The 26,825-nt window shown below is 62.1% G+C and carries 22 protein-coding genes and 1 pseudogene; 1 reads left to right on the top strand and 22 read right to left on the bottom strand.

Annotation, left to right across the window (positions count from 1 at the left end; translation table 11 throughout):
• Nucleotides 1-118: 118 nt before the first annotated feature.
• The 20 genes from BLP82_RS00115 to BLP82_RS00020 all read right to left on the bottom strand — a co-directional run bounded on the left by BLP82_RS00115 (nt 119) and on the right by BLP82_RS00020 (nt 24,107).
• Nucleotides 119-3,214 (bottom strand): MdtB/MuxB family multidrug efflux RND transporter permease subunit, encoded by a 3,096-nt coding sequence (locus BLP82_RS00115; protein ID WP_092164346.1) that lies wholly within the window; start codon nt 3,212-3,214, stop codon nt 119-121.
• Nucleotides 3,211-4,524: an MdtA/MuxA family multidrug efflux RND transporter periplasmic adaptor subunit gene (locus BLP82_RS00110; RefSeq protein WP_092164344.1), complete on the bottom strand. Its 1,314-nt coding sequence runs from the start codon at nt 4,522-4,524 to the stop codon at nt 3,211-3,213. Before BLP82_RS00110 ends, BLP82_RS00115 begins: the two co-directional genes overlap by 4 nt.
• 191 nt (nt 4,525-4,715) lie before the next feature.
• Nucleotides 4,716-5,216 (bottom strand): thiol peroxidase, encoded by a 501-nt coding sequence (gene tpx, locus BLP82_RS00105; RefSeq protein WP_018602018.1) that lies wholly within the window; start codon nt 5,214-5,216, stop codon nt 4,716-4,718.
• A 117-nt stretch (nt 5,217-5,333) separates the two neighbouring features.
• Nucleotides 5,334-6,005, bottom strand: a complete 672-nt coding sequence (locus BLP82_RS00100; protein ID WP_092164343.1) for a DUF3313 domain-containing protein — start codon at nt 6,003-6,005, stop codon at nt 5,334-5,336.
• A 92-nt stretch (nt 6,006-6,097) separates the two neighbouring features.
• Nucleotides 6,098-6,592, bottom strand: a complete 495-nt coding sequence (locus tag BLP82_RS00095; protein ID WP_092164342.1) for a hypothetical protein — start codon at nt 6,590-6,592, stop codon at nt 6,098-6,100.
• 97 nt (nt 6,593-6,689) lie between these two features.
• A complete protein-coding gene (locus BLP82_RS00090) occupies nt 6,690-7,187 on the bottom strand; it encodes a GNAT family N-acetyltransferase (RefSeq protein WP_092164341.1) in 498 nt (165 codons plus the stop codon).
• Between the two features lie 228 nt (nt 7,188-7,415).
• Entirely contained in the window at nt 7,416-8,396 is a 981-nt protein-coding gene (locus BLP82_RS00085; RefSeq protein WP_092164340.1) for a LysR family transcriptional regulator, read from the bottom strand.
• A 211-nt stretch (nt 8,397-8,607) separates the two neighbouring features.
• Nucleotides 8,608-9,552, bottom strand: a complete 945-nt coding sequence (locus BLP82_RS00080) for a peptidylprolyl isomerase (protein ID WP_092164339.1) — start codon at nt 9,550-9,552, stop codon at nt 8,608-8,610.
• Nucleotides 9,549-10,028: a YbjN domain-containing protein gene (locus tag BLP82_RS00075; protein WP_092164337.1), complete on the bottom strand. Its 480-nt coding sequence runs from the start codon at nt 10,026-10,028 to the stop codon at nt 9,549-9,551. The genes BLP82_RS00080 and BLP82_RS00075 overlap by 4 nt, the downstream gene beginning before the upstream one ends.
• Before the next feature lie 22 nt (nt 10,029-10,050).
• Nucleotides 10,051-10,698, bottom strand: coding sequence for a DNA repair protein (locus BLP82_RS00070; RefSeq protein WP_092164334.1), 648 nt, complete (start codon nt 10,696-10,698; stop codon nt 10,051-10,053).
• A 15-nt stretch (nt 10,699-10,713) separates the two neighbouring features.
• On the bottom strand, nt 10,714-12,405 hold the full coding sequence (locus BLP82_RS00065; protein WP_092164333.1) for a putative porin: 1,692 nt from the start codon (nt 12,403-12,405) through the stop codon (nt 10,714-10,716).
• A gap of 39 nt (nt 12,406-12,444) precedes the next feature.
• On the bottom strand, nt 12,445-13,149 hold the full coding sequence (locus BLP82_RS00060) for an energy transducer TonB family protein (protein WP_092164332.1): 705 nt from the start codon (nt 13,147-13,149) through the stop codon (nt 12,445-12,447).
• 2 nt (nt 13,150-13,151) lie between these two features.
• Nucleotides 13,152-13,577 carry an ExbD/TolR family protein gene (locus BLP82_RS00055; protein ID WP_003201710.1) on the bottom strand — a complete coding sequence of 142 codons (426 nt, stop codon included), beginning with the start codon at nt 13,575-13,577 and terminating at the stop codon, nt 13,152-13,154.
• A gap of 10 nt (nt 13,578-13,587) precedes the next feature.
• Entirely contained in the window at nt 13,588-15,387 is a 1,800-nt protein-coding gene (locus BLP82_RS00050) for a DUF2341 domain-containing protein (RefSeq protein ID WP_092164328.1), read from the bottom strand.
• 17 nt (nt 15,388-15,404) lie between these two features.
• Entirely contained in the window at nt 15,405-16,967 is a 1,563-nt protein-coding gene (locus BLP82_RS00045) for a ShlB/FhaC/HecB family hemolysin secretion/activation protein (protein ID WP_371914093.1), read from the bottom strand.
• A 68-nt stretch (nt 16,968-17,035) separates the two neighbouring features.
• Nucleotides 17,036-17,638, bottom strand: a complete 603-nt coding sequence (locus BLP82_RS31860; RefSeq protein ID WP_092164316.1) for a transposase — start codon at nt 17,636-17,638, stop codon at nt 17,036-17,038.
• A gap of 466 nt (nt 17,639-18,104) precedes the next feature.
• The gene (locus BLP82_RS00035; protein ID WP_092164314.1) at nt 18,105-18,902 is read right to left on the bottom strand and encodes a transglutaminase family protein; all 798 of its coding nucleotides are present in this window, start codon (nt 18,900-18,902) and stop codon (nt 18,105-18,107) included.
• On the bottom strand, nt 18,899-19,849 hold the full coding sequence (locus tag BLP82_RS00030; RefSeq protein WP_003201699.1) for an alpha-E domain-containing protein: 951 nt from the start codon (nt 19,847-19,849) through the stop codon (nt 18,899-18,901). Before BLP82_RS00030 ends, BLP82_RS00035 begins: the two co-directional genes overlap by 4 nt.
• 3 nt (nt 19,850-19,852) lie before the next feature.
• A complete protein-coding gene (locus BLP82_RS00025) occupies nt 19,853-21,262 on the bottom strand; it encodes a circularly permuted type 2 ATP-grasp protein (protein ID WP_092164313.1) in 1,410 nt (469 codons plus the stop codon).
• A 721-nt stretch (nt 21,263-21,983) separates the two neighbouring features.
• Nucleotides 21,984-24,107, bottom strand: coding sequence for a TonB-dependent siderophore receptor (locus BLP82_RS00020; protein ID WP_092164311.1), 2,124 nt, complete (start codon nt 24,105-24,107; stop codon nt 21,984-21,986).
• A 208-nt stretch (nt 24,108-24,315) separates the two neighbouring features.
• Here BLP82_RS00020 and BLP82_RS00015 point away from each other — a divergent pair, with 208 nt between their 5' ends.
• Nucleotides 24,316-26,112 carry a methyl-accepting chemotaxis protein gene (locus BLP82_RS00015; protein ID WP_092164309.1) on the top strand — a complete coding sequence of 599 codons (1,797 nt, stop codon included), beginning with the start codon at nt 24,316-24,318 and terminating at the stop codon, nt 26,110-26,112.
• Nucleotides 26,113-26,292: 180 nt separating this feature from the next.
• On the opposite strand, the gene BLP82_RS00010 is transcribed toward BLP82_RS00015, so the two are convergent.
• Nucleotides 26,293-26,490, bottom strand: a complete 198-nt coding sequence (locus BLP82_RS00010; RefSeq protein ID WP_003182142.1) for a YbdD/YjiX family protein — start codon at nt 26,488-26,490, stop codon at nt 26,293-26,295.
• A gap of 15 nt (nt 26,491-26,505) precedes the next feature.
• Nucleotides 26,506-26,825, bottom strand: a pseudogene (locus tag BLP82_RS00005) (carbon starvation protein A); the annotation flags it as partial.

Here is a 26,825-nt window from a genome sequence, read left to right as displayed (position 1 = left end):
TGCATAGCGGCCCCTTTTGTGAGCGCTGCGCACTCAAGCGGGGATAAATCCCCTCGCCACAAAAAGCGCACTTGCCCCAAGTTCTGCGGCGCAGGGTCCAGCCGGAAGCTCCCGACTGTCATACCCGCACCTCTTTCCCTTCCGGCTTGGCAAAGCGGCGGCCCAGGCGATCGAAGTACAGGTAGATCACCGGTGTGGTGAACAACGTCAAGACCTGGCTCACCAACAACCCACCCACCATCACCAAGCCCAGGGGCTGGCGCAGTTCGGCGCCGGAACCGGAGGCGAACATCAGCGGTATGGCACCGAACAACGCCGCCAGGGTGGTCATCAGGATCGGGCGGAAGCGCAGCAACGCCGCCTGGTAGATCGCCGTCTGCGGGTCCATGCCCTGGTTGCGTTCGGCGTCGAGGGCGAAGTCGATCATCATGATCGCGTTCTTCTTGACGATGCCGATCAGCAGGATGATGCCGATGATCGCGATCATGCCTAAATCGTTGCCACTGATGATCAACGCCAGCAAGGCACCGATGGCCGCCGAGGGCAATGTCGAGAGGATGGTGATCGGGTGGATGTAGCTCTCGTACAGCACGCCCAGGACGATGTACATGGTCACCACCGCCGCCAGGATCAGCAGCAAGGTACTCGACAACGATGCCTGGAACGCCTGGGCCGCACCTTGGAATTCGGTCTGCACGCCCACCGGCATGCCGATGTCCTGCTGGACCTTCTCGATCATGTCCACCGCATGCCCGAGGGCCACGCCGGGCGCGAGGTTGAACGACATCATCACCGCCGGAAACTGACCGATGTGGGCAATCGCCAATTGGGCCTGGCGCTCTTCGACCCGGGCCAGGCTCGACAAGCGCACCTGCCCGCCATCGGTGGTCTTGACGTGGATCTGGTCCAGCGCCTGCGGTCCGATCCGCTCCCCGGCCTGGGCCTGCAACACCACGCGGTACTGGCTGGCCTGGGTGTAGATGGTGGAGATCTGTCGCTGGCCGAAGGCGTCATACAGCGCATCGGTGATGTTCGACACCGAGACGCCCAGGCGTGAAGCCGCGTCGCGATCGATCACCAAGTAGACCTGCAAGCCCTTGTCCTGCAGGTCGCTGGCCACGTCGGTCAGTTCCGGCTGGCGGCCCAGGGCCTCGACCAGGCGCCCGCTCCAGAGGCTGAGCAATTCGGCGTCCGGCGATGACAGGCTGAACTGGTATTGAGTACGGCTGACCCGATCTTCGATGGTCAGGTCCTGCACCGGCTGCATGAACAGGCGAATGCCCACCAGTCGATCCAACTGTGGCTGCAAGCGGGCAATGATCTCGGTGGCGCTGTCATCCCGTTCGCTGTGGGGCTTGAGGTTGATCAGCAGGCGACCGCTGTTGAGCGTGGCGTTGTCGCCGTCCACGCCGATGTAGGACGACAGGCTCTGCACCGCCGGGTCGGCGAGGATCACCTTGGCCAACTGCTGCTGGCGCTCACTCATGGCGGCAAAGGAGATCGATTGCGGCGCCTCGGAAATGCCCTGGATCACCCCGGTGTCCTGCACCGGGAAAAAGCCCTTGGGCACGGCCAGGTACAGCACCACCGTCAGCACCAGGCTGCCCACCGCCACCAGCAGGGTCAGTGGCTGATGCTTGAGCACCCACTGCAACTTGCGCCCGTAGGCGGCGATCAACCAGTCGATCCAGGCGCCGCTGGCACGGTAGAAACGGCCCTGCTCTGCTTCCTTGGGCTCGCGCTTGAGCAAGCGGGCGCACATCATCGGCGTCAGGGTCAGGGACACCACCAGGGAAATCAGGATAGCCACCGCCAGGGTGATGGCGAACTCGCGGAACAAGCGCCCGACCACATCGGCCATGAACAGCAACGGGATCAGCACGGCGATCAACGACAAGGTCAGGGAAATCAACGTGAAGCCGATCTGCTTGGCGCCCTTGAGCGCGGCCTGCAACGGGCTGTCGCCCTCCTCGATGAAGCGGGCGATGTTCTCCAGCATGACGATGGCATCGTCCACCACGAAACCGGTGGCGATGGTCAGGGCCATCAGGGTCAGGTTATTGATGGAGAAACCGGCCAGGTACATCACGCCGAAGGTGCCGATCAACGACAACGGCACGGCCACCGACGGGATGATCGTGGCACTGACGCGACGCAGGAACAGGAACGTCACCATGACCACCAGGGCGATGGCGATCAGCAATTCATGCTGCACGTCGGTGACCGAAGCACGGATGGTCTGGGTGCGGTCGGTCAGCACGATGACGTCCAGGCCGGCCGGCAGGTTATCGGTAATGCTCGGCAGCAAGGCCTTGATCCGGTCCACCACCTCGATGACATTGGCCCCCGGCTGGCGCTGGATGTTCAGCAGCACGGCCTGGTTTTCGTTGGCCCAGGCGGCAAGGCGTTCGTTTTCGGCCCCGTCGACGATCTGTGCCACGTCCTTGAGCCGCAACGGCGCGCCATTGGCGTAGGCCAGGATCAGCTCGGCGTAGTCCTTGGGCGAGGTCAACTGGTCGTTGGCATCGAGCATCGAGACCCGGGTCGGGCCGTCGAAGTTGCCCTTGGGCTGATTGACGTTGGAAGCACCGATCAGCGTACGCACATCCGCCAGGTTCAGGCCGTTGGCCGCCAGCGCCTCGGGGTTGACCTTGATTCGCACGGCCTGGCGCTGGCCACCGGCGATGGTGACCATGCCGACGCCGCTGATCTGGGCTATTTTCTGCGCCATGCGGGTGTCCACCAAGTCATTGAGCTTGGGCAGCAGCATGGTCTTGGAAGTGATCGCCAAGGTCAGTACCGGGGTGTCGGCCGGATTGACCTTGTTGTACACCGGCGGCGCCGGCAGGTCCTTGGGCAGCAGGTTGGTGGCCGCATTGATCGCGGCCTGCACCTGCTGCTCGGCGACATCCATGTTGATGTCCAGGTTGAAGCGCAGGGTAATCACCGAGGCGCCACCGGAACTGGTGGAGGCCATTTGCGTCAGGCCCGGCATCTGCCCGAACTGCCGCTCCAGGGGCGCAGTGACCGCACTGGTCATCACATCGGGACTGGCCCCCGGGTACAGGGTCATCACGCGGATGGTCGGGTAGTCGACCTGGGGCAGTGCCGACACCGGCAGCAACCGGTAGGCGATCAGGCCGGCGAGGATGATCGCCAGCATGCTCAGGGTGGTGGCGACCGGGCGAAGAATGAACAGCCGCGAGAGATTCATGCGCCGCCCTTGTTCGCCTTGTCGGCCTCAGCCGACCCAGGCACCGCCGCAGACTTGCCCTGCAAGTGCTCGGTTGGCGTGGTGGGCACCTCCTGGCTGTCGTTGACCACCTCCACTTCGCTGCCTTCCTTCAGGCGATCGGTGCCTTCGAGCACCACCCGGTCGCCAGCGGCCAGGCCTTCGGTGACCACGGTGTTCGTGCCGTCGCTGGCCCCGATCTTCAGCTTCTTGATGGTGACCTTCTTGTCGCCCTCCAGGGCGTAGACGAAAGTGCCGTTGGTGCCGAACTGAATAGCCGCCGTCGGCGCCAGGACCACGCCTTTGAGGGTGTCGGCCAGCAGGTGGACGTTGACGAACTGATTGGGGAACAGCGACTGGTCGCGGTTCTCGTAGCGGGCCTTGAACTTCAAGGTGCCGGTGGTGACATCGATCTGGTTGTCCAGGCTTTGCAACACGCCACTGGCCTGGCGCTTCTCGTCGCCACGGTCCCAGGCTTCGACGGGCAGTTTTGCCCCGCTGCGGTAACGGGTGAGTACCGTGTCGAGGTTGTTTTCCGGGAGGGTGAACACGACGCTGATAGGCTGGGTCTGGGTGATGACCGCCAGGGCCGTGGTGTCGTTGGCCGACACCAGGTTGCCGATGTCCAGTTGCCTCAAGCCCACGCGGCCGGTAATCGGCGCGCGGATCCTGGTGAATTCCAGGTTGAGCTTGGCGTCGTTGACCGCCGCCTGGTTGGTCTTGACCGTGCCCTGGTACTGGCCCACCAACGCCGCGGCGGTGTCGAGGGTCTGCTTGGCAATACTGTCTTCGGCATACAGGCCACGGTACCGCTCAAGGTCGACCTGGGCATTTTTCAGTTGGGCCTGGTTCTGCAACAGCGTGCCTTCGGCCTGGAGCAAGGCGTTCTGGTACGGGCGTGGGTCGATCTCGGCCAGCAAGTCCCCAGCCTTGACCATTTGGCCCTCTTCGAAGGCGATCTTGACCAGTTCGCCACCCACACGGCTGCGCACGTTGATGGTGTTGAGGGCCGTGACCGTGCCCAGCGCCTTGAAGTACAGCGGGAAATCCCCGGTCACCGCCGGCGCCACCCGCACCGGGATCGGCCCCGTCGCCCCACCGAACCCCGGCCGCATGCCGCCCGAGCGTCCCACGTGCCCCGTCGCGGCCTTGTCCCCCGCCCCCGGCTTCTGGGCCGAACCACCGGGCCAGAACTTCCAGGCCAGCGCTGCGACGACCAACAGGACGAACAGGCCGAGCAGCCAGCGACGGGAATTGCGGGAAACAGACGATTGCATGGAGTGATCAACCATTGGGCGCGTGGACTTCTTTTACGGGAGGCTGAACGATAAGCACTGACGGGTATTTAGCAAAGCGCCTTTACCGGCAATTTACGTTGGGCTTACCTTTCGAATAGTCAGCTAAGGCCTTGAAGCACAAAAGAAAACGGCCTGGACAGGGCCAGGCCGTTAACAATTGTAATAAATACCTTATTTCATTCCACTTATTTCAGAACAGCCAGGGCCGCGTCGTAGTTCGGCTCTTCGGCGATTTCCTTGACCAGCTCGCTGTGCAGCACGGTGTCGTTTTCGTCCAGCACGACCACGGCACGGGCGGTCAGGCCTTTCAGTGGGCCGTCGGCAATCGCCACGCCGTAGTCCTGGATGAACTCGGCACCGCGCAAGGTGGACAGGTTCTGGACGTTTTCCAGGCCTTCGGCACCGCAGAAGCGCGCCTGGGCAAACGGCAGGTCGGCGGAGATGCACAGCACTACGGTGTTGTTCAGCTCGTTGGCCTGGGCATTGAACTTGCGCACGGAGGTGGCGCAGGTCGGTGTGTCGACGCTCGGGAAAATGTTCAGCACTTTGCGCTTGCCGGCGAAGTCCTTCAGGGAAACGTCCGACAGATTGCCGGCGACCAGGGAAAAGGCTGGCGCCTTGGAACCGGCTTGTGGCAACTGACCGTTGACTTGGACCGGGTTGCCTTTGAGGGTGACTTGAGCCATGAACGGATTCCTTCTGACAGTTGAAAATGGTGAGGCCGGAGTTAACCACGAAATGCTCGCGCGACCTATGGCCGGACATAAAAAGACATGGCGTCGACACCCCGGCGACGGTGATGGCTATTTGGCCTTGAGCTGCAGAAACGACTGATGCAAATCCGACGCCCAGCCATCAATGACCCCTTTGACATCATCGGGCTTCATGACCTGGGATTCGTTGGACAGTGGCTTGCCCGTGCCCTTGCGCACCACCTGGGCGACCACCGCGTTGTTGCCACCGTCGAGAAAAACCGCTTCGGTGCCCAAGGTGGTTTCCTGGTCGCGAATACCGCTGGCGGTGCTGACAGCGGCCGCCACCAGCGCAATCGGGACCACCTCATACGGTTTCAAGCCTTCGGTCTTGCTACTGACAGCCGTGATCGCCGCCCGTATCACCAATACACCCGGCCCTGGAACGGTCGCCAAGGGCAAGGACTTCCCCGCCTCCCGCATGAGGGCCTGGTCGTAATACGCGGTGATGCCCGACAGCGTGGCCTGGGGGATCTTCACGGTCGGCTGCGGCTTGGGGTAAAGCTGAGTCGGCTCGATATAGAGGCTGGTGTATTTGTTCAGATCGATCTTCGGATCGACCCAACGCATGACCTCGGCCCCCGACGGCGACTTCTCTTCCTTGAGCCGGCTGTAATCCCCCAGGAACCCGGAATATTCATCCGGCTGGGTGACTTTGCTCGAACAACCCGCCAAGGCAAGCGAGGCTATGCAGATGCTGCCAATCATTGACGCGAACTTCATGCTGTCACTCCTGTAAGCCACACGAGGCGGGGCCGGAACTACAGGTATAGCCAATGGGCAGCTTTTTGCCTGCCCTGAGAAGAACAAGTGATTCAGCCGCGCTCGCGAGGTATCAGGCTCTGCAATTGTTGGGCGAGAAAGTTGGCATCGAAGGCAAACGTGTCGGGGTCCTTCAACCCATTGGTCCGGCGCCATTGCCATTGCGTCGATGGCGGCTGGCACACCAGGGAAATGCTACCGTGACGGGTCGCGGCCAGGCCGATGATCGACAAAGAAACCAAGCCGCCTACCCCCATCACATCCGGCACGAACTCCACCGGTTTACCGGTAATGGCCAAGGTCAGTTTTTCGGTCTTGAAAGCGGATGTTTCTACAGGAACTTTCGATCCGTGGGCCACATACGTCTCACGGTTCAGTTCCAGCAGGCCGAGCGCCATGACCGGCGCCAGCCATTGCTCGATTTGCCCGTACAGCGCCTCGATCTGTTGCGCCCAAACCGCCGACTGGGCCTGGTGCAGTTGTTTCTTGTGCGCTTCGCTGTCGGCGTAGTGACGAAGCATCTCGCCCAGTTGCTGTACATCGTCCATGGGCCGTTCCTCGATTAGGGAGTACTGCGAAGCTGGATGATGACAGGTCCAAGACGCCGGCGTACGTAAAAGCCACTTTACCTGCGTGACTGATCCTTCAGCGCAGCCGCGCCATGGCGAGGGTATCCACCCAACGTCCGTCACGCACGGCATAGTCGCGCATCACGCCTTCGCTTTCGAAGCCGAACTTGCGGTACAGCCCGATGGCCGCTTCATTGTCGGCGTACACCGTCAGCTCGACCCGACGCAGGTTCATCCAGTTGTCGGCGACGTCCAGCGCGGCAGCCAGCAGCATCGAACCCACGCCTTTGCCCTGCCAGGCGACAGCCACCCCCATGCCGAGGCTGCCGCAATGGGCCCGACGCACCCGCGAAAACTGCTCCAGCCCCAGGTTGCCGATGACTTCACCCGCGTGCAGGGCCACCAGCTTCAACAAGCGTTCGTCATCCGTCGCCAGGCGCTTGCGCCAGACTTCGGTGGACTGGAAAGGCATTTGCAGTACCTGGCGAGTCACCGCCGGGTCGTTGTAGAGCGCGGTGACACCGGCGATGTGGGCTTCAGTGAAGCGTGCGAGGGTGATCGAAGACTCGGACATGGGGGCTCCTTCCTGGAGGCGCGACAAGGCCGACCACTATAAGCCGCGTCAGGTTATATCGGGAACCAGTGGGAGTTGTTGGTGGATGCTGAATCTGTGGGCGCCCAAGAACCCATGTGGGAGCCGAGCTTGCTCGCGATGAGGCCCTTCCAACCGGCATCGATGTCTAATGAACGACCGCTATCGCGAGCAAGCTTGCTCCCACAGAGATGCTATTTCCTGTTTCGGTCAGGCCTGGAACCAATCCCGCCGCTCATCCAGCGTGTGGTGGATCAGCTCACGCAGCATCTGCACCTCTGGCGAGCCTTCGGCCTGGGCATTGACGGCCATCCACAAGTGCCGTTGCATCGACAGGCCGAACACTTGCGGCAACGCCACCAGGCCTCGGTCGAAGCGGCTCATGTACTGCGGCAACAGGCCGATGCAGGCGCTGCAGCGAATCATTTCCAGCATCAGTTCGTAGGACTGCACCTGCACCACGCCGGCCCGGCGTTGGTCTATCAAGGCGTTCCACGGTGCGAAGCCGTCCACGTGTCGGTCCGCCTGCCATTGCACCAGCATGTAGTCGTTCAGGTCGTCGAGGCAGTCCGGGCGTGTGGCCGGGCGCGAGTAGCGCTTGGCGATGTGCGGCACATAGTCCAGCCGCGCCAGTCGATCCGCGGGCAACGTGGCGAAACTCGGCACCGGCCCCAACGTGTGGGCATCGCTCAACCACAGCACCAGGTCGGCGCTGACGGCTTGCAGCGCCAGGTCACTGTCCAAGGTGATGATCTGCAGTCGCACGCTGGCGTTGCGTCGCAGCAATGAAATCAGGTCACGGCCCAGGATGTCATGCAGTATCGACTCGGCCACGGCCAGGCGAATCAAGGGTTGATCGTTCAAGGGCGGCGCGCTTTCGTGGGCCAGGCTGATCAAGCGCGCCTGCAACTGCCGGCCCTCGCGGCTGAGGGTCAAGGCACTGCCCTGGAAGCTGAACAGCGAACGCTGCAGCCGCGCCTCCAATTGCGCCAATTGCTTGCGCAGCCAGGTCGCCTTGACGTTGAGGCTGCGGGCCGCTTGCATGAAGCAGCCGCAACGGGCACTGACCAGGAAGCACTGTGCCACCTGCGGCTCGATACCGCCGGCCATGGCCAGCCACGGGTCGGGGGCACGCAACGGTGTGCGGTATGCGGTGACAGCCTGGCGTCCTGCGGGCTCGATGAAGGTCATGGGTGACTCCCTGTCGGTTGTACGAAGTGGCGAGGGGATTTATCCCCGTGGGTCCCCTTGGCTTGAAATCCATCAGGTCTGACACTGAGGGATATTGATAGGGGCTGCTACGCAGCCCAACGGGGATAAATCCCCTCGCCACAAAAAAATCCCCTCGCCACAAGTAAATCCTCTTGCCACAAAGGTGTTCACATCAAACAAAGTACCTAGGCTAGAGCCCCTCCTCCAACACCTTGCTCAACTGCGCGCCATCGATGCTCAACGTCGCCGTGTCGAGCATGCCGTCCAGGTACGCCTTGGCGATCTGTTCCTGGCGCTGGGCACGCAGGGCCTGGGTCAGGCGCTCGCGGACTTCGTCCAGGGTCGCCTCTCGGGCCGGTTGTTGCTCGGTAAGCTTGATGACATGGAACCCTGCCGGGCTCTGCACCGGGTCCGATACCGCGCCGACCTTCAAGCGTGCCACGGCCTCGCGCACCGGCGGCACCAGTTGCTGCAACGGCTGATAACCACTGTCACCGCCGCGCTCGGCACTGGTGCGGTCCTGGGAAAAACGACTGGCCAGGGCGCCGAACTCAGCGGGTGAGGCCTGGGCTTTCTTGCTCAATTCCAGCGCTTGCCGGCGCACTGCCTCCACGGTTTGCGGTTCGGTGGCTGCCAGGAAAATCTGGCTGACGCGGTACAACGCCGGTGCGGTCCAGTTGGCTTTCCCGGCGTCGTAAGCCTGTTTCAACTCGTCTTCACTGGGATAGCCGGCCGGCACCTGGCTCACCGACTGCAAGTAATCGCGAAACACAATCTGCTCGGCCGCCGCTCGTGTCTGCCGCTCCACCTCGGGCCGCTGGCGCCAACCCTGGGCATCGGCCTGCTCCAACACGGCTTTCTCCGCCAGGCGAGCACGGATCCAGATCTCCAGGGCAGCCCGATTCCCACGCATTTGCTGACGAACCTCGGGGGCCAGTGCGGCCAGCAAGGTCTTGAGCTCTTCGGGGCTGACCTGCTGGTTGCCCAATCGGGCCAAACTCGGCGAGTCGGCCGAAACGACGCTGGCGGTCTGTACCGCGGCGACCGGATCGCTGCCCGGCCGCAGGCCCAGCACCAGCGCTAAGGCGATCAGGCCCAGTGCGGCGGCGCTGATGACGAAGGTCGGCTTTTTCACGATGCGACGGCCTCCTCCAAGGACGCCTCGACGGGCTCGGCCGGGGTTTGCGCCCGCGCCGCGTTCTGGCTGTACTCACGCAGGTAGACAATGAACTCCTGCAACAGGCGGTCCCACAGTTCCAGGTGACTGCGCAGATGATCGGCACTCACGCCCGCCGCAACCACGACGTCCATTTCCATCACCAGGAATTCGCCTTGCAGCGACAACCGGGCAAAACGTCGCGAGGCGTTCCACAGCTCTGCCAACCCGTCCGGCAATTGGCCTTGCACCCGCAAGGCACAGCTGAAGGTGAAGTCCAGGTACTCGCCCGCCATCGCCGCCGGATTGCCGAAACGCACGGCAAAGCCGATGCCCTGGCTGGCACTGAGTAGTTGCACAATGCCGTTCTGCTCGGTTTCGTTGACCCGATAACCCGCGGCCTGCAACAACTCGGTCAGGGATTTCGCACCGACGTTTTCAATCATTGAGGTCATGTTCGATTCATCCTTGTTCTGTTCAGTGAGTGATCGAGGCCTGGGGCGCATCGAAACGGTTCTTGTAGAGATCATCGCCGAACCCTTGGGCCAGCTCTTCGAAACGCACCCGGGCCTTGGCCGCGAACGGCTGGCGGATCTTCACGATGTCGGTCACATCAATGGTTTCGTAGGCATGCAGCAGCGTCTTGGCGACTTCGTACATCTGCTGATTCTTGACCGAACATTGCTGCACTTGTGTGTCACGTTCGGTCAATTGCGCCTCCAGACGCGCGCGCTCGGCCTCTTTGCCACGAGCCAGGACCAGCAGCTCGTCGTAGGCTTTCTTGAACTTGCCCATTTGCTCGTTGCTGGCCGCCACCTGGGCCTGGGCCTGGCTTTGCAGGTTTTGCTGATGCCCGGCCAGTTGCTCATTCAGGGCCTGGGCCTTGCTCAATTGCGCGGTCAATTGCTTGATCTGCGCCTGGGCCTCCTTGGCCTGGCTCTCTGCGGCCTGCCGGGCGGCACTGGCCTGGGCCTGTTCGCTTTGCAGGGTTTGCAACTGGGCGGTGGTGCTGCGCAGTTGCGCCCGCAGGCGTTCTTCCAGGCCTTCGCCGTGGGCGCCGCCGCTCAGAAGCAGGCCCAGCACCAGTAACGCGGCCGGACATTGGTAGATGGCACGCCTTTTCATGAGGCCTCCCTGCGCTTAGAAGCGCGTGTTGATTTCAAGCTGCAAGACATCGATGTCGTACGGCGCGCCGTACACCGCTTCGGAACTCAACCAACGACCAGTGGCAAAGACGTTGCTCGCCAGGCCATAGTTGCCGCCCAGGAAATAACCCTTGGCGTTGGTGCCACCCAGATGGAATGACGAATCGTTGAAGCCGTCCGGCAAGGCGTCCGGCTGGATGTACTTGTAGCCGGCGAACAGGTTCCAGTCGCCCTCGCGCTTGAGCTCCAGGGAGTTGCCAAGGGTGAACTGGAGCATCCAGGCGTTGGCGCCGCTTTCCACCTCGCCATCGCTGTCCAGGTTGTTGGCGAACTGCCCCGCGGAGCGCTTGCGCATTTCGCCTTCGTCGTAGCCCAGGTTGTGGACGTAGTGGGCCTGGCTGCGCAGTTTCAGGTCTTCGGGCAGATCGGTGTCCCACGCGAAGTTCAGGTCCAGCAGGTTGAACTCCGAGGCCAGGCCGACGTATTGCGGCTGTGGCGTGGTCGACGGGTTGAGGGGGTTGGGCGTGATGTCGCGCAGCAGGAACACGGTGTTGCCCTTCTGCATGAACGCCACCCGCGAACCGTCGCTGTCACAGCCTGGATCACCGGCCCAGGGCTGGCACGGCGAGGAACGCTGGCCTTCGATGTCGTCGAAGCGGTAATAGGCCAACGCGCCCTTGATCCGGTTGCTGTCGTTGATGGCCCAGTTGGCCCCCAGTTGCGCACCGTACAGCCACTTGTTGTCGCTCTCTTCCTTGTCGCTGCCATTGCTGGTGCTGGTGTCGTTGGTGTACTCCACCGGAAACGCGCCGACGGTGCCGAACACGCCCCAGTCCTGATTGAGTTTGTGGTTGAAATTCGCCGCCACGCCATCGAAATTCAGGTCGCCGGAATACAACAAGTCGGTGGAGAAGAACGGGTTGGCGAAACGCCCGCCGGTCAGGGTCAATTCGTCCGAGGGTTTCCAGGTCAGATAGCCCTGGTCGAGCCAGATGTCTTTTTTGCCAAAGCCGCCACCGAGGGTCTGGGTGGTGGACACCGGGTTGTTGTCCGAGCCGGTGCCGATGCGGATGCCCGCTGTCCATTGGGGGGCAATCACGGCCTTCATGCCCAGGCGGGCACGCAGGCGGAACAGGTTTTCCCGGTCTTCGCGGGTATTGAGCAACGGCGGCAGGCTGGAACTGCTGTTGGGGTTGACGTCGTAAGGCCCCTTGTCATTGAGCCGGGCGAAATCGACGATTTCGTTGCTGTTGGTGCCGGAGTAATAGCGCGACTCGTCCCGCAGGCGAATGTCGCCATCGAAACTGATGCGTGAGACCCAATCCGGGAAGGTGTTGGGCTGGGCCCAGTTCTCCTGCTTGGCGGTGGCCATGACTTCAGCCTTGACCTGGTCGCGGATCTGCTCACGCACGATATTCGGCACGTATTGCACCCGCACGTCACCGGGCGCACCGGCCGGCGTCGCGACGACTGCCGTGGCGGCTTGGCGGGCCTGCACGGCTTCACGTTCGGCCTGGGCGATCAAGCCATCGGCCTGGTCCTGTTTCAACACGCCCTGCTGCACCAGCAGGCGGATCAGATTGATCGTGGCGTTTTCCGAAGGCGCCGGGGCGGCCGCCGCGTGGCCTGCCAGACTCAGGACCACCAGGCCGATCGCCCACGACAATCGATTCACATTGGAAATCATCTGCACACAACTCCTGTTGGCAAACTTTCAAATAGTCGGTTAACCCGGCCGTCGTCCCTGCAAGGACAGGCGCACGGGCAAAGTCAGGGAGGCCGGTGGCCGCTCACTCAAATGGGGCGCGGCACGCAGGGCGGAAATCACTTGCTCGTCCACCTGCCGGTTGCCGCTGGACTTGACCAGCTCGACCCGGGTGATTTCGCCCACGGCACTGAGCCAGACATCGGCCTGCAGGGAGAACGCCAGGCTGCGCAAGTCGGGGTTTTCCCGCAGCAAACGCTGGAAGGTGAACGCCAGGAACTGGCTGTAAGTGCCATTGCCCAGGCGCCCGCCCCCTGCCCCGGCCATGCCGCCGCCCTTGCCGGCACCGATGTTGAATGCGTCGCTGCCGGACTGGGCATCGCCGTCCATTTGCATCGGGTTCGCCAGGTCATCCACCGGAGACGGCGGCGCTTCTTCTTCGGGCTTGACCTCTTCGGGTTCCGGGGTCGGCTCTGGCTCGACCACTTTCTCCTCGACCTGGGGTTCCGGCTCCTTGGGCTTCTCCGGCGGTGGTGGGGGCGGAGGCGGCAGTGGGATGATGGTCGGCACCTTCGGGGCTTCGCGGCGCACCCCACTCATGTCATTGGCCCACTGCCACAGCAGCCAGGCTGCGATGGCCCCCAGCAGCAGGCCGGCGGCCCACTTGAGCAGGCGCAGCGGCGAAGTCTTCACCGGGGGCGGATCGATGGGAAGTCTGGCGGTCATGATCAGCCCTGACTCGGTTTGCCGGTCACGAGACCGACCTGGGACAGTTCCAGGCGCCGCAACAGATCCAGCACTTCAATGACTTTCTGGTACTGCACCGTCGCGTCGCCGCGCACGATCACCGGGAAGTCCGGGCTCTGCGCCTTTTCGATGCGCAGGCGCTCTTCCAGCTCGGCCAGGGTCACCGGGTAGGCATCGAGGAATACCTGCCCGCCGTCGTTCACCGAAATCGCCTTGGTCTTGGCCTCGGACAACGACACCGAGGCACTGGCCTTGGGCAAGTTGATCTGGATACCTGACACCTGGGCCGTGGCCGTGAGGATGAACATCACCAGCACTACCATGAGCACATCCACCAGCGGCGTGATGTTGATGCTGTCGACCGCCGCGTCATCGTCGTCATCGTGTGAAGCGTTTACGCTAGCCATGGCAATTTCCTCAGGCCGGTACGGACGATGGGGCGTGATGATTGCGGCGATGGGCCGCTTCACCGGACTGGCCTTCGCCGTGCATCTCCGCCAGGCGCGTGATGAACTCGTCGACGAAGACCCGCATGTCGGCGCTGACTTCCTTATTGCGCGTGATCAGGCGGTTGTAGCCAAACAACGCCGGGATCGCGACGAACAGGCCCATGGCAGTGGCGAGCAATGCCGCGGCCATGCCCGGGGCGATAGCGTTGATGTTCACGTCGCCGGCCATGGCTGTGCCGAGGAACACCACCATGATCCCCAGCACGGTGCCAAGCAGGCCGATGTACGGGCCACCGGCAATGGCATTGGACAGGGTCGAGAGCTTCGAGCTGAGCTGCTGGTTTTCCCGGGTGCGCACGCCATCCATGGAACAGCGGATCGCTTCGATGGTGGCCGCCGACACCGACGAAGTGTCGGCGCCTTGCTCGCGACGGGTGCGGATTTCCTTGACGGCCACCAAGTACAAGCGCCACAGCGATGAATGTTGCAGGCGCTGGGCGAGGTCCTGGTCGTCGGCGAACATTTCCAGGCGCGTGCCGATCCTGGCGAATTGTTCACGGAAGGCTTCGTTGGCCGCGCTGAGACGGCTGACCATGCGGTTCTTGCGGATCATGATGATCCACGACTGGAACATCATCAGCACCAGCACCCCGATGATCACCCAAGCGTCGAGCGGCACGGCGTTGAGCAGGAACCCCAGGCTGCCGAAACCGAAGCCGGACTGCTCTTCATCGACGCCGTAGGCCACCAGTTTCGATTCGGCGCCCTGGGCATTGGCGTCGGCCAACAGCAACGGCGCCGGGCGAGCCACCTTGGACAGGCGCGCTTCGTCCATGGCGCCGCTGAAAGGCGCGAAGGCTCCGGCGGAGACATCGGCACCCAGGGCGATCGGCGAATTGAACGCGGGCATCGCCACTGCCAGGCTCGCGGTCTCACGCCCGTTGACGTACAGCACGACCCGGTCGCCCGAGGCGGTCAACGCCAGGTGCTGCCACTGACCGGGGTTCAGCGGCTGTGTCGAGACCGCGCGCTGGTCATTGATCGCTACGAACGGCACCCCCTGGTTGACCCCAACCAACAGGCTGGTGGCGGCTTCGCGACGGGCCAGGATCACCTGTTCGCCACTGGCCTGGTCCTGGCGCAGCCAGGTGCTGAAGGTGAACGCCGCGCCGGCACTGTGTTGCAACGACGCACTGGCCGGCAACAACAACGGCTGGCCGTTGAACTGCAAGGCCCGTCCGATCACGCCGTCGATGCTCACGCCGGTCGCGCCCTGGGCATTGTTGCCGTAGGCCGTGGTGTCCCGGGGCGGTATGCCGGTGGCGCCGTCGAAGTGGTACAGCGCGGTGTAGTCCGGGTCGAAGGTCAACTGGCCGCTGCTCGTGGCCGGCGCCTTCTGGTTGCCGTAATACATCCACACGTCCTGGCGCTGACCGCCCTCCACGCTCGGCACGTCGACCCAGATCAGCGCCATGCCCATCAGCGGGTCGAAGCTTTCGATCTGGTGATTGAGCACGGTCTTGTCGTCGGCACTGACGAAACGCAAGTCCGAGCCGTCGTCCTTGACCCCGTCGAAGGTGAAGTTGCCGGTGTGCAAGCGCACCAGCAACGCGGTGCGGCCCAAGGCCTGGGCGATGGCGGCGCCCTGGGGCGTGGTGTCCACCGAAATCTGTTTGCGATAGTGCCAGTCGTCCTGCCACCAGGCGTTGGCGGTCGCCGGAAGCACCAGCCCCAGGCAGATCAACAGGGATAACAATAAGCGTTGCATGGACATGACTCCTGGGTTCAAAACGTCGCTTGCAGGTTGAAGTGCAGGCGCGATTCCTGTTTCGAGGTGTTCGGCCCTTCGAGCAGCGGATAGCCCCAGTCGAGGCTGCCGGACAGCCATTTGCTCAGGCTCGCGCGGGTACCGAGGCCGACACTGGCGAGGCTGTAGTCGGCTTCCTGGTCGGGCAGTTCGTCACGCAAATACAGCTGCGCGCCTTCGGCGAAGGCATAGAAGCGCCACTCCTGGACATAACTGCCGAGGAACTTGGCCAGGGACGGGGTGCGCAGCTCCTGGGACAGCAGGTAGCCGTCGTCGCCGGTGCGCTCGGCGGCCAGGTAACCGCGCACCGAGGTGGCGCCACCGGCGGAGAATTGCTCGTTGGAAACCAGCGGCCCGGAGGCCAGTTGGAAGGCGGCCTTGGAGGCGGTCTGCCAGTCGTTGCCGAAGATGAAGGTGTAATTGCCGTCGCCCTTGAGCACCGCGAAGCTGGGGCTGGCGCGATAGCGCTTGTAGTCGAACTCTTCGTCGGAGCTGCCATAGCCCAGCAGGCTCCGGGTACCCGCCACCAGGCTCAGGCCGAGGCCCAACTGGCTGTTTTCGGTGTAGCGAAAGCCGTTATAGGCGAAGGTGAACGGCGCGTACTTGAGCGGCGCCTTGTCGCTGGCACCGCCCAGGTTCAACTCTTCCTCGAAGTCCTTGAAATCCACCCCGACCGAAAAGCTGTTGGCCCATGCCCCCGTGGACGGCAGGCTGTAGATCGCCGATACCCCGTAGGAATGTCCTTTGCCCAACACGTTACTGCCGCCGACGGTCGCCACGTTGCTGTCGGATTGGTACCCCGAGAACTGCACACTCCAGCGTTCGCTCAGCGGTGCGGTGTAGGAACCCGACCAGACCTTGGCGTTTTCGGTGTCCTGGGGCGCGGTGAAGAAAGTCAGCGAAACGCTGTGGCCCAGTTGCCAGAGGTTGTTGTAGCCCAGGCTGGCGACCGTGCGCAGCTTTTCGGTGTCGGCACTGTAGTCGTTGTTCAGCCCCAGGCTGGCTTGCCAGGGGTCCTGGTCTTGGACTTGCAAATCCACGTCCATGGTCCCGGGTCGCTGGCCTTCGCGCACCAGCGGCATGACCTGGCGTCCCGGGGTCTTGTTCAACTGCGCCAGCTCTGCCTGGACCCGGGCGAAATCGGGTACCTCGCCTTCCTTCAGCGCCGGCACGTCGTCACGGATTTCAACGGGCGAATAGTGCTTGGCCCCTACCACGCGTACCCGACCGATCTTGGTCTCGCTGACCTGCAGGTAGACGATGCCGTCTTCGACTTTCTGCTCTGGCAGCTCGACGAATACCGATTGATAACCGCGGGCCTGATAGGCTTTTTGCAAGGCTTCCCGGGCGCCTTCGATGTCGCTCAAGGCCTTTTGCGGCCCCAGGAACGGGTACACCGCTTCCTCGATGGCCCGGGCATCGAGCACGGTGTTGCCGCGCACGAAGTACTCGTTCACGTCCACCAGGCGCGTCGGCGCCGCTTCGGCCGCCTGCCCGCCTTCGGCGGCAAAGGCCGACGGCCCCCCGACCGCCAGCAGCAGCCAGCCCCACAGCGCCGGCCGCGATTTGAAGAAATGCTCCACACCACCCCCTGAATTCAAAGTACGGCTCAATTGCTTATGGTCGATGTCGTGGCGTGCCGGGCCAGCCAGGTGTGCAGCAGCGCGAAGTTCAAGGAGAACTCCGGCATTTGCAGCAAGGCGCCACAGAACACTTCACCAATGATTTTCTCGATGAGCCCCACCGCCCGCGCATCGCCCAGCAGTGTGGCGAGGTCTTTACTCAGGACGTTGAAGCTCCAGACCTTCTGGTTCAGGTCCAGGCCGACGAACCAGCGGAACAGCAGGTTGTAATTGAGTTGTTCGTAGAGTTGCTGCTCGCTGGGCACCGAATAGAGCAGTTGCAGCAGGAGGATGTGCATGGCGGTTTGCGGTGCGATCAGCATCTGGGCACCGGCATTGAGGCCCTGCAGCACATCGCGATGGTCATCCAGCAGGTCGTCGATCTGCGGACGCAGCAAGACCAGTGAATGGCCTTGCGGAATGTAGCTGGACACTTCCTTGAGCGCGCCCTGCCAGTCATCCTGGGAAACGATCCAGACCCACGGCGCGCCGTAGCGATACACCGAGACCGGCTGCTTGCGCGCCGCCTCGACGATCTTCGACAGCCGCTGGTCAAGCTCCTGCATGCCCACTTTCGAATAACGTTCCATAGTCCCCATCGCCTCACTCCCGGCTTCGCGCCCCGGCTCCAAACGACCTGAAAGGTCCCCTCGAACACGTCACACAGGCATGACGGGAATGGCGATGTGCTACCGAACTTTTGTCATGAAAGCTTCATTTTTGAGGGTAAGGAGGGAGTGAGCTTTTTGTGGGAGCGAGCTTGCTCGCGATGGCGGTGGGTCAGTTGGCGGGGATGTCAGCAGGGCAGCCGTCATCGCGAGCAAGCTCAGCTCCCACAGGGGTTCTCGGGTGGAAACAGGGTTTGCGTCCACCCCCATTCCAGTGTGGGAGCGAGCTTGCTCGCGATGGCGGTGGGTCAGTTGGCGGTGATGCCAGCTGGGCAGCCGTCATCGCGAGCAAGCTCGGCTCCCACCGGGGTTCTCGGGTGGACACAGGGTGTGTGTCCACCCCATTCCAGTGTGGGAGCTCGGGTGTTGGCGAGTAGGCCTGGTGCCTTTATTGGTGTTGCACCTGCACCATCGAACTCACCTGCACCCGCGCCTGCATCTGTTCCGCCCCGCCACCCCGGCGCATGCCGCGTACCGGGCAGGCGTCGAGGTAGTCCAGGCCGATCGCCAGTTTCAGGTGGCGATCGGGAAGGGTCAGGCGGTTGGTCACGTCGAAGCTGTACCAGCCATCGTCCAGCCAGGCTTCGGCCCAGGCGTGGCTTGCCAGGTGGCTTTCATCTTCGGTGCACAGATAGCCGGAAACATAGCGCGCTGGAATACCCAGGCTGCGTGCGCAGGCCAGGAAGGCGTGGGTATGGTCCTGGCAAACCCCCGTTCCACCGGCAAACGCCTCGGCGGCGGTGCTGTTGACCGCTGTCGTGCCTGGGCTGTAGGGCATCCGCTCGGCCAGGCCGTTCATCAGGTCGGTCAAGGCTGAACGATCACGCCGGCCAGCGCATTGTTCCACGGCGAAGGCGCTGAGGGTCTCATCCGCCTGGGTGAGGCGGCTGGTGCGCAGAAACGGCAACGGTGACTGAGGGTCCGGTTCCATCGCGATGGACGGATGGATTTCCACCTCGCCATAAGCCGTCAGCACCAAGGCACCGTGGGGCTCGTCCATGGTCATCACGTGGAGGATGTTGCCATAGGGGTCAATCTGGCTGCGCACCAGTCGCGGCAGTTCCAGATGCCATTGCAAGATGCGCTGGCGCTGAGTGTCCCGGGGCGTGAGGCGCAGGAACTGGATACTGGTGCAGACTTCATCGGCGTAGCTGTAAGTCGTGTCGTGGCGTATGGACAGTTTCATACGACCTCCAGGTAAGACTCATGGACGGTCTGACCCAAGTGGCGGATCTGACCAATCAGGTCGGTCAACCATTGGTGCAGGCCCGACGCCAGGATTTCGTCGATTCCGGAATAGCGCAGGCGCGCATTCAGCTCGGCGGCCAGGCGCTGCGCCGGCCGGCCGTTGTTGCCCGGCAAGCTGGCGAGGATATGGTCCAGTTCCTCGATACAGGCATGCAGCGAGCGTGGGACGTCGGCCCGCAACAGCAACATCTCGGACACTTGCTCGGCGTTGGGCGCGTTGCGGTAGATCTCGTTGAACGCCTCGAACGAAGACAGCGCGCGCAACAAGGCACTCCACTGGTAATAGCCGCGGGCCGAGTTGTCGCTGACCTCTTCCGATTCCTCGCCGAACATTTCATAGCGCGCATCCAGCAGGCGCAGGGTGTTGTCGGCCCGTTCGATAAAGGTCCCCAGGCGGATGAAACAGTAGGCATCGTTGCGCATGATGGTGCCCGATGTCGCGCCACGGAACAGGTGCGAACGCTCCTTGACCCATTCGCAGAAATGGCTGATACCGTAGCGCCCCAGGCCGTTGCTGGCGATGTTGCGCATTTCCAGCCAGGTGGCGTTGATGTTTTCCCACATGTCAGCGGTGATGCGCCCGCGCACGGCATGGGCATTGGTCCGCGCAGCTCGCAGGCAGCTATAGATACTGCCGGGGTTGGTTTCGTCCAAGGCGAAGAAATGCAGCATGCGCTCGGTGTTGAGCGCGTCATAACGGGCGTTGTAGTCGTCCAGCGTACCGGCCGCCAGCAGCGACATCGCCAGCTCGGCATGACCATCGCTGCGTCCGGCCTGGGGCATCAGCGAGAGCGAATAGCTGACTTCGAGCATGCGCGCCAGGTTCTCGGCGCGCTCCAGGTAGCGGGACATCCAATAGAGGTCCGAAGCAGTTCTTGAAAGCATGTCTTAGTCCTCCACTACCCAAGTGTCTTTGGTGCCGCCGCCCTGGGACGAGTTCACCACCAGCGAGCCTTCGCGCAGCGCCACGCGAGTCAGCCCGCCGGGCACCAGGCGCGTTTCCTTGCCCGACAGTACGAACGGCCGCAGGTCGATGTGGCGCGGCGCGATGCCGCTCTCGACAAAGGTCGGGCACGTGGACAGGCTCAAGGTCGGCTGGGCGATATAGGCTTCGGGACGGGCCTTGAGGCGTGCGCGGAAATCTTCGATCTCCGCTGCACTGGCGGCCGGCCCGACCAGCATGCCGTAGCCGCCGGAGCCCTGGGTTTCCTTGACCACCAGATCCGGCAGGTTGGCCAGCACATGGGACAGGTCCTGGGGCTTGCGACACTGCCAGGTGGGTACGTTCTTCAGGATCGGTTCTTCGGTGAGGTAGAAGCGGATCATTTCGTCGACGTAGGGGTAGATCGACTTGTCGTCGGCCACGCCTGTGCCGACCGCGTTCGCCAGCACCACGTTGCCCGCGCGGTAAACAGCGATCAGCCCGGGCACGCCCAGCATCGAATCGGGGTTGAACGACAGCGGGTCGAGGTAGGCGTCGTCAAGGCGACGGTAAATCACGTCCACCTGTCGAGGGCCGGCGGTGGTGCGCATGTACACGTGGTCATCCCGCACGAACAGATCGGCCCCCTCCACCAGTTCCACGCCCATTTCACGGGCCAGGAAGGCGTGCTCGAAATAGGCACTGTTGAAACGTCCCGGCGTCAGCACCACGGCGGTGGGGTTTTCCAGGGGGCTGGAGCTCTTGAGGGTGTCGAGCAGCAGGTTCGGGTAATGATCGATGGGGGCCACGCGCTGGGCGGCGAAGAGCTCGGGGAACAGGCGCATCATCATCTTGCGGTCTTCGAGCATGTAGCTCACGCCGCTGGGCGTACGCAGGTTGTCTTCCAGCACGTAGTAACTGCCGTCACCGTCGCGAACCAGGTCGACACCGGCAATATGGGCGTAAATGCCCCGGTGCAGGTTCAGGCCCTGCATCGCGATCTGGTAGCCCTCGTTGGCGAGCACCTGCTCGGGCGGGATGATCCCTTCCTTGAGGATGCGCTGCCCATGGTAGATGTCGGCCAGGAACATGTTCAGGGCCTGGACCCGCTGGATGCAGCCACGCTCGACCATCTGCCATTCACTGGCCTTGATGCTGCGGGGAATGATATCGAAGGGGATCAGGCGCTCGGTGCCCTGCTCGTCCCCGTAGAGGGTGAAGGTGATGCCGGCCCGATGGAACAGCAGGTCGGCTTCGCGGCGGCGTTGCTCCAGCAGTTCAAGCGGGGTGTCCGCCAGCCAGCGCGAGAAGGCTTGGTAATGCGGGCGGCAGTCACCCTTTGCGTCATACATTTCATTAAAAAAAGCGTGGGGCATAGCCAACTCCCAGCCGCGTTCTACACGGCATTTCTTATCACTTCGTCATTCCGACGGTTCGGCCTTGCCTTGCTTTAAACCCTGCTTGATTGCGTGCGGTCCTGAGATTGCCCTCTGTTGCTCTTCATGGATGGTGTGTCCTGGCCTGAAAGGTCGGGTTTTCAATACTTAGCAAAGGGTGTGCCTAAGCGTGACGGTGGCACGTACTGGATAGAAGAAGTATTGCAAAACCGCAAAAAGGCGAAATTATTTTTCGATCTGGCGACATGAATGAACATCAATGCTGGCGCCCTTTTGTCTCGAGCACTGGTTTGAGCCGCCCTTGAGCGGGTGAAATGGGACAACGATGCCCCACAAGAGGGAAGTTTTTACTCATTCATCCGCGGCTGATCCTTCAGGCGCCGCGAACAACTCCAAGTGGCGCAAACCTGAACGCACTGCAACGTTGCAGGAATATGCCCGGATTCATACCCTCGCCCCACCTTGAAGCAGGCAGGCCGTTCACCTCAGCTCATCCAGGACCGGGCGGTGATCGAACCATTGGCGATTTCCAAAGGCCTACGTCCTCGGGACCTGTCGCGGGTGCCCCGAAACAATCAGATGCCTGTGCACGAAGCGTAGACCACTTCCCTCAAGGTCGCGGACAGGTTGCCTCTGGCTGGCGTACAAAAAATGCCCGGGACGCAGGACCCGGGCATTTTTGTGTTTCAGTGCAGCAGAATCAGAACGTCACGCTGGCGCTCAGCTTGGCGGTACGCGGCTCGCCGACGTTGACCTGCAACTGGCTGCCGGTGGAGGACGGGTAGTACTGTTTGTCGAACAGATTGTCCACGTTCAACTGCAACGAGGTCTTGTGCCCCATCACCGGCGCCTCCCAGCGCAGGAAGGCGTCGGCGACGGTGTAGCTGCTGAGCCAGAATTCGTTGGCCTTGTTGGCGGCGCGTTCGCCGACGTAACGCGCACCGGCACCGGCGTGCCAGGCGCCGAATTCGGCTGGAATGTTCAGGTGGTGAGTGAGGTACAAGCTCGCGGTGTGTTTGGGAGCGTCGGGTAGGCGATGACCTTCGTCGTCCGGATCGTCCAATATTTCTGTGTGGGTGTAGGCGTAAGTGCCGATCAAGTCCCAACGGTCGGCCAGGCGGCCGGTGATGTCGAGCTCCAGGCCTTGGGAACCCACCTTGCCAGCGGCTTCTGCGATGTTCTTTCCGCCGACTACAGTGGTTGTTACTACATTCTTTTTGACGATATCGAACAAGGCGAGGTTGATATTCAGCCCAGGCATCGGGTCGTATTTGGCACCCACTTCATAGCTACGCCCTTCTTCCGGTTTGAAGGTGCTGAGGTTGTCGTCGACGGTATCGTTGGGCTTGAATGAACGGCTGTAATTACCATAAAGAGAAAGGGTCTCGGCAGCTTTATAAACCAATCCGAGGAATGGAACGAAGGCGTCGCCATTATCGTCGCGAACCCCGTCTCGCTTGATCATGCCTTGTTCGGCGAATTGGTCGTAATGCTGGTAGCGACCACCGAAGACCAGTATCCAGCGATCATCCAGATGCCAGTTGTCCTTGAGATAAATGGAGCTGGAGGTCAGTTGGTTACTCAGGTTGCTCTGTTTTGCATTCAGCTTGCTGGGTTCTGCCAACCCACCATAAACCGGCGCAGTGATGTCGAACCCTCCTTGCGCATCCCCACGGTAGGTCTTGCCACGAAACTGATCGGACACTTGATTATCGACGCCAACCAACAGGTCATGACGCTGGCCGAACAACTCCTGCTTGCCGATGAAATCCCAACTGGCATAACGAGTTTCGTCGTCGTAATGAGCGCCATTGGCGGCTCGCTGAAAAACACCGGTTTTCGACAGACTCGGCTGCGCAATCGAAAGACTGTACCGATCATTGTTCCAACCATAGGTAACCCGCGTTTTCCACGCGTCGCTCAACTCATACTCAAACCGCGCCGTCGCCGTTTCGCGAATCCCCACGCTCTTGGCCCAAGGCTCATCAAGACGCTTGTCGTAATCGATGTCAGCCGGATGCCCGTTAGTGAACACCGTGCCCCGGTCAAACGGATTGGAATATTCGTTGTACTCATAACTCAGGTTCAACGAGGCCCGCTCACCCGTCCAAGCCAGGGACGGCGCCACCAGCGTGCTCTCATTGACGCCGTAGTTGCGCCAGTAGTCCTCGTGGCCGCGCTCGGCAATCAGGCGATAGGCCAGGCCGGTATCGCCCAGCGGCCCGGTGGTGTCCAGGGCCATGGTGCCGCCACCTTCGCTGTAGGCCGAGCCGCTCAGCGTGGTGCTTGGGGTATATTCCGGTTTCTTGCTGATGACGTTGATCAGGCCGCCGGGTTCCAGCGCGCCGTACAGCATCGAGGCCGGGCCCTTGAGCACTTCGACGCGGTCGGTGGTGGCGCTGAAGTTGTGGCCCAGATTCGAACGCACGCCGTCGCGCAGGATCGAGCCGTCGTCGTTGGTGCCAAACCCGCGCTTGACCAACGAGTCCCTCGAGCCGCCCAGGGTGTTGCCCTGGCTGACGCCGCTGACGAACTTCATCGCATCGTTCAGCGAGCGCACCTGGTAGTCCGCCAGGGTCTGCTGGGTCACCACGTTGATCGACTGCGCCTCTTCCTTGATCGGTACATCGCTCTTGCTCGCCGTGCTGGCTTGCGACGTCGTATAGCCCTCGTCCTGAGTGACACGACTGCCCTGGATATCCGTGGCCGGCAGTTCGACAGCGTCCTGTGCCCACAACGGGCTTGCAATGAGGCAGCAGGACAGGGTTGGCAACACACACTTGATGAAGACGTTGCGATTTGCGAGGGGGGTGGAACGATTCAAGACGCGCACTCATGGAAGGGACGTTAATGAGAGCAAATATACTTTGAGAATCATTCCCAGTAAATCTTTTGTATCAAGTGATGATCACCCCAAACCTCTGTGGGGCTTGCTCCCACAGGTGATATCAAATCGCCCCGCCGCCCTAAAGCTTTGCCGCTCGCGGTCGAATGTATTCCATTAAGAGATTTTTTTGCCCAGGAGCAGCGGCATGCAGACGTTAAAGGACTTGTACGAGTCTATCGAAATGCAGTTTTTCGATACCCTCACCAAAAAGCTCTCGAGTCTTTTCCTGTTGGTGCTGGTCAGTGGCTTGCTGTACTGGGTGGCCGTCAGCGCCCGCGCCGAGATCCTGCTGCTGTTGCGCAACGCGCAATTGGACGGTGCCTTGCTGGGGCAGATCGAAGGCCGGCTCGACAGTCTTACCCATGCCCTGCTCTTCGGCGCGGTCCTGACGCTGGGCATGATCAGCTTCATGGTCTGGTATTTCCGCCACCTCATCGTGCGCCCCGTCACCGCCATGACCAAGGCCCTGGAAGAGATCGCCAAAGGCGAAGGCGACCTGTCCAAGGACCTGCCACTGGTGACCCACGACGAGATCCGCGTGCTGGCCGGCACCTGCAACCGTTTCCTGGCCAAGCAGCGGGAGATCATCAGCAATGTCCAGGCGCTGACTGTGCACATCGCCGTCGAGTCGGCCCGCTCGCTGAAGAACATCAGCGACTCCAGCGACAGCGCCACCCACCAGGCCCGCTTCGCCAAGGAAGTGATGGACCAGAGCAACACCGCCGTGGGCCGCATCGAAGAAGTCTCGCGCCAGACCCAGGGCATCTCCAGCACCACCGCCCAGAACCTGAGCATGGCCCGCGACTCCTACGCCGAGCTACTGGAAGTAACCGGGAATATCAGTGAGATTTCCAGCAACCTCGGTGAATTTGCCACCCTGGTAACTGCCTTGAACCAACGTTCCTCGAGCATCAAGTCGATTGTCGGGTTGATCCAGCAGATCTCTGCCCAGACCAACCTGCTAGCCCTCAATGCCGCCATCGAAGCTGCCCGGGCCGGCGAAAGTGGCCGTGGCTTCGCGGTGGTGGCCGATGAAGTGCGCACCTTGGCGCAGAATGTCAGTCGGGCCACCGACGATATCTCGCGCAACATCGACGCCATGCTCGAGGAAGTCAGCTCCACCCACGAGCAGACCACGCAGATCAGCCACAGCGCCCGGGAAACCCAGAAAGTGGTGGAACGCGCCTCCGGCCATTTCGAAAGCATGATCGTCGACTTCGAATCCACCAACGGCAAGCTGGCGGACATCGCGACCCACATCCAGCAGTTCGCCGACAGCAACACCGGGATCAACGACCGGGTGACCCAGATTCACGCCGACAGCCAGTTGATCGACCAGCGCATGCAGCATTCGGCAACGGCCACCCGCGACCTGTCCGGCGTGGCCGAAAAGGTCCAGGCGCTGCTGGGCCGGTTCGTGCTCGGCCACGGCAAGCTGGATGCCGCCATTACCCGCGCCAGCGAGTGCCGCGACACGCTCCAGGTCCGCCTGGAGGCGCTGCAACGCGAAGGCCTGAACCTGTTCGATCAGAATTACCAACTGATTCCCGGTACCGATCCCAAGCAGTACATGGCCAGCTACACCGAACGCTTTGCCCAAGTCTGCCAGGAAGAATGCGACAAACTCACCCGCAGCACGCCGGGTGGCAAGGTTTCGTTCATTGTCGACAGCAAGGGCTACTGCCCGGTGAACAACAGTTGGGTCTCCAAGCCGCCAACCGGCGACCGGGCGGTGGATTTGCCGGTGTGCCGCAACAAGCGAATCTTCAACGACCCGATCGGCCTGCGCGCGGCGGGCAACGTCCAGCGCTTCCTGCTGCAGACCTACCTGCGCGATACCGGGGAAATCATGACCGAGATCGACATACCGTTCTTCTTCGGCGGCCGCCATTGGGGCAACTTGCGGGTGGGCTTCGATGCGGCGGTGTTGTTGGCGGAGTGATCAACAGCGGAATCAAGCCAGACAACTACCTTGTGGCGCATACAAATTCTGAGCCCCCCCAAAAACAACTGTGGGAGCGGGCTGGCTCGCGAAAGCGGAGTGTCAGCCACATCAATGGCGACTGACCCGACGCCTTCGCGAGCAAGCCCGCTCCCACAGGGGGGTTGGGTTTAGCTCAATTCAACAGCACTTGGGCCCACCCTTGCCGCCGTAACGGGCCTCCTGGCGTTCACGAAAAAACGCCTCGTAGTCCATCATCGGTTTGTCCGGGTGCTTGGTTTGCATGTGCTCGACGTAGTTGTCGTAGTCGGGCATGCCGACCATCAGGCGGGCGGCCTGACCGAGGTATTTACCCAGGCGACTCAAATCATTGAACATCGTTGCAATCCTCTATCAAGCGTCCGGCAGGGCCTGGAATGGCGCTTCCTTGTCCGTGCGTTCCTTGGTGCCCCAGGCGGCGATGCCGACCTTGAGCGCGTAGAACAGGATGCTGAAGACCACGAACAGGAACAACACCGTCAGCGTCGCGTTGGTGTAGGCGTTGAACACTACGTGCTGCATCTGCTCGATGCTCTTGGCCGGGGCCAGGATCTGGCCGGCGGCCAGGGCATCGTTGTATTTGCGCGCCAGGGCCAGGAAGCCGATCGCCGGGTTGGCGTCGAACAGCTTGATCAGGCCCGCGGTGGTGGTGCAGATCAGCAGCCAGGACGCCG

It is taken from the genome of Pseudomonas sp. NFACC37-1, assembly GCF_900101575.1.
Taxonomy (GTDB): domain Bacteria; phylum Pseudomonadota; class Gammaproteobacteria; order Pseudomonadales; family Pseudomonadaceae; genus Aquipseudomonas; species Aquipseudomonas fluorescens_AA.
The sequence above is the reverse complement of the archived record's forward strand: the minus strand, read 5'-3'. Positions and strand labels throughout refer to the sequence as shown.

Bases quoted from the DNA above. Each gene is read 5' to 3' on its own strand.
- BLP82_RS00060 (WP_092164332.1), bottom strand. From the start codon at position 13,149: ATGACCGCCAGACTTCCCATCGATCCGCCCCCGGTGAAGACTTCGCCG.
- BLP82_RS31860 (WP_092164316.1), bottom strand. From the start codon at position 17,638: ATGGAACGTTATTCGAAAGTGGGCATGCAGGAGCTTGACCAGCGGCTG.
- BLP82_RS00090 (WP_092164341.1), bottom strand. From the start codon at position 7,187: ATGTCCGAGTCTTCGATCACCCTCGCACGCTTCACTGAAGCCCACATC.
- BLP82_RS00035 (WP_092164314.1), bottom strand. From the start codon at position 18,902: ATGAAACTGTCCATACGCCACGACACGACTTACAGCTACGCCGATGAA.
- BLP82_RS00075 (WP_092164337.1), bottom strand. From the start codon at position 10,028: ATGACCTCAATGATTGAAAACGTCGGTGCGAAATCCCTGACCGAGTTG.
- BLP82_RS00070 (WP_092164334.1), bottom strand. From the start codon at position 10,698: ATGAAAAGGCGTGCCATCTACCAATGTCCGGCCGCGTTACTGGTGCTG.
- BLP82_RS00055 (WP_003201710.1), bottom strand. From the start codon at position 13,577: ATGGCTAGCGTAAACGCTTCACACGATGACGACGATGACGCGGCGGTC.
- BLP82_RS00010 (WP_003182142.1), bottom strand. From the start codon at position 26,490: ATGTTCAATGATTTGAGTCGCCTGGGTAAATACCTCGGTCAGGCCGCC.
- tpx (WP_018602018.1), bottom strand. From the start codon at position 5,216: ATGGCTCAAGTCACCCTCAAAGGCAACCCGGTCCAAGTCAACGGTCAG.
- BLP82_RS00085 (WP_092164340.1), bottom strand. From the start codon at position 8,396: ATGACCTTCATCGAGCCCGCAGGACGCCAGGCTGTCACCGCATACCGC.
- BLP82_RS00115 (WP_092164346.1), bottom strand. From the start codon at position 3,214: ATGAATCTCTCGCGGCTGTTCATTCTTCGCCCGGTCGCCACCACCCTG.
- BLP82_RS00095 (WP_092164342.1), bottom strand. From the start codon at position 6,592: ATGGACGATGTACAGCAACTGGGCGAGATGCTTCGTCACTACGCCGAC.
- BLP82_RS00050 (WP_092164328.1), bottom strand. From the start codon at position 15,387: ATGCAACGCTTATTGTTATCCCTGTTGATCTGCCTGGGGCTGGTGCTT.
- BLP82_RS00065 (WP_092164333.1), bottom strand. From the start codon at position 12,405: ATGATTTCCAATGTGAATCGATTGTCGTGGGCGATCGGCCTGGTGGTC.
- BLP82_RS00025 (WP_092164313.1), bottom strand. From the start codon at position 21,262: ATGCCCCACGCTTTTTTTAATGAAATGTATGACGCAAAGGGTGACTGC.
- BLP82_RS00015 (WP_092164309.1), top strand. From the start codon at position 24,316: ATGCAGACGTTAAAGGACTTGTACGAGTCTATCGAAATGCAGTTTTTC.
- BLP82_RS00100 (WP_092164343.1), bottom strand. From the start codon at position 6,005: ATGAAGTTCGCGTCAATGATTGGCAGCATCTGCATAGCCTCGCTTGCC.
- BLP82_RS00110 (WP_092164344.1), bottom strand. From the start codon at position 4,524: ATGGTTGATCACTCCATGCAATCGTCTGTTTCCCGCAATTCCCGTCGC.
- BLP82_RS00030 (WP_003201699.1), bottom strand. From the start codon at position 19,849: ATGCTTTCAAGAACTGCTTCGGACCTCTATTGGATGTCCCGCTACCTG.